Consider the following 2074-nt stretch of genomic DNA (forward strand, 5'->3'; position numbering starts at 1 on the left):
CACCTCACCCCCCTCGCCGGTCGCCTCGTCCTCAACTCCTGGCCCACCGGCGTCGCCGTCACCCCCGCCATGCAGCACGGCGGCCCCTACCCCGCCGCCACCACCCCCACCACCTCCGTCGGCACCACCGCCGTCCACCGCTGGCTCCGCCCCGTCACCTACCAGGACACCCCGCCCGAACTCCTCCCCGCCGAACTCCGCGACTGACCTCCCGCCGGGCCCGTAGGATCACGCCACAGCCGCGCTCAGGGGAGGGGCACGCGATGAACAGTTGCGGCACCCCCGGGTGGCGGTCCTGGCCGGTGGCGGGGGCGCCGATGCGCGCCAGGCCGATCTGCTCGCGCGGTGGCTCGCGGACGCCGACCGACTGGAGGAGCGGCGGGTGCTGTTCGTCCGGGACCGGGACGAGCTGCCCGAGGGCGAGGTCGCGCGGCTGGAGAAGCAGGGCAACGTGTTCGTGCTGCCGGTGCGCGAGGTGGAGAACCTGCTGCTGGACGCGGACGCCGTGGCCGGGTTCGTCAACGCGGAGCGGGAAGGCGCCGGGGTGACGGCCGAGCAGGCGGAAACGGCGATGCGGAAGGCCGCCGACGAGCTGGAGGAAACAGTCGTCCTCAAGCGGGTGCTGGCCGGGCTGCCCTCCGTCCGGCTGGCGGACAACCGGCTGCGCGGCCGGCTCGCCCGCGAACGGGCCGACGCGGACGGGGTGGCTGCCGCGGTGACCGCCCGGATCCCGCTGCGCGAGGACGTCGAAGCGGAGATCCGCCGTTCCTGGGTCGCGCACGCCACCGCCGTCCGGAGCGTGTGGGACACCGACTGGCGGCAACTGGCCCCGGGTGCGGACGTGCTGAAGACCGTCCTGCAGGAGTTCCTCGGCCGCGGCTACAGCAAGGACGTCGACGGCCCCGTCCTCGCCCGCCTGATCCCGCAACCGCCCGAGGCCCTGCGCCAGGTCTTCGACGCGTTCATGGCCGAGGGCTGAGGGAACGCCCCGGCGAGCGAGGCCGAGGCGTGGGTCCTGCTGGCCGCCCGCCACCGGGCCGCGACGGTGCACGACCTGGGGTGGGAACCGTGGGCGGTGGGGGTGGGGAGGAACTCGACGGCCGTTCTCCGGCGTTCGGTGCAGCGCCGGGGCCCGCCGAAGTTGTCCGTCCAGAAGTTCGTGGCGCACGGGCAGGAGCGTGAGGAGCCGGTCGCGGATCGGGTCGAGAACGCATGACGGGACGGCACCTCCTGGCGGACGCTCGTACAATCGCGCGCAGGGCGAAGCGCCGGGCCGGGATTCCGGCACCGGTGCGAGGGAGGGGGCAGGGTGTTCGGCAGGCTCTTCGGCAGGGTGTTCGGTTCGAGCGAGAAGCTCAACGACCTGGTGGCACAGCTCAGGCCCGACCTGAGCCGGGAATCGCTCGGCGTCGGGCCCGACTTCCCGGGCATCGCCCCGAACCCGCTCCTGAGCGGTGACGCACGGAAGCGCAAAGCGGAACTGCGTACGGGGGAGCTTGCGCTCGGCGTTCTCGTCGACTGGCGGGAGGTCAGCAGCGACGGCAGTCCACGCGTGGTCCTGATGTTCGACGTGGAGACCGCCGACGGCATCTCGTTCCGCGGCATCGCAGACGAAGACCTCACGATCACCGAGCTCACCCGACTCGCCCCGGGACAGACGTTGCCCGTGCGCTACCGGCCGACCGTCATGGACCACTACGTCGCCCTTGCCCGGGACGCGGACCCCGCCCACGTGCAGCGGCTCTCCGAGGAGATCGCGAGCCGCAAGCGGACCTGACCCGAAGCCACCGGCCTGATCCCGCACCGCCATCACGGTCCGCTGCCTGATCCGACGCGCCTGACCCCTCTGCCGCTGGAAGGTCTGCGGGCGGTCTCCGGTCCGGGTACTCCTCGTCCACGGTGCTCATGGCGTGAAGGTGCCGGGCCGGGAGCTGAATATCCGTCAGGTCCACTGCCAGGGGCGGGTGGTGGTGCGGAAGGGGGCGGTTCCGGCGAGGGCGACGGCGGCGTGGTAGCCGGGTGGGGCGGGGGTGTCGGTGACGCGGTAGGAGCGGGACCAGGCGTCCTCGGGGGG

General features: G+C 73.2%; 2 protein-coding genes and 1 pseudogene. All 3 read left to right on the plus strand.

What is annotated here, in order from left to right; genetic code table 11:
* Positions 1-207, plus strand: a pseudogene (locus OO57_RS37635) (aldehyde dehydrogenase (NADP(+))); the annotation flags it as partial.
* Between the two features lie 64 nt (positions 208-271).
* Entirely contained in the window at positions 272-979 is a 708-nt protein-coding gene (locus OO57_RS37640; RefSeq protein ID WP_158715389.1) for a hypothetical protein, read from the plus strand.
* Positions 980-1309: 330 nt separating this feature from the next.
* Complete coding sequence (locus OO57_RS37645; protein ID WP_234337718.1) at positions 1310-1777, plus strand: hypothetical protein; 468 nt, start codon at positions 1310-1312, stop codon at positions 1775-1777.
* The last annotated feature ends 297 nt before the right edge of the window (positions 1778-2074 follow it).

This window comes from Kitasatospora phosalacinea (assembly GCF_000717185.1).
Lineage (GTDB): Bacteria > Actinomycetota > Actinomycetes > Streptomycetales > Streptomycetaceae > Kitasatospora > Kitasatospora phosalacinea_A.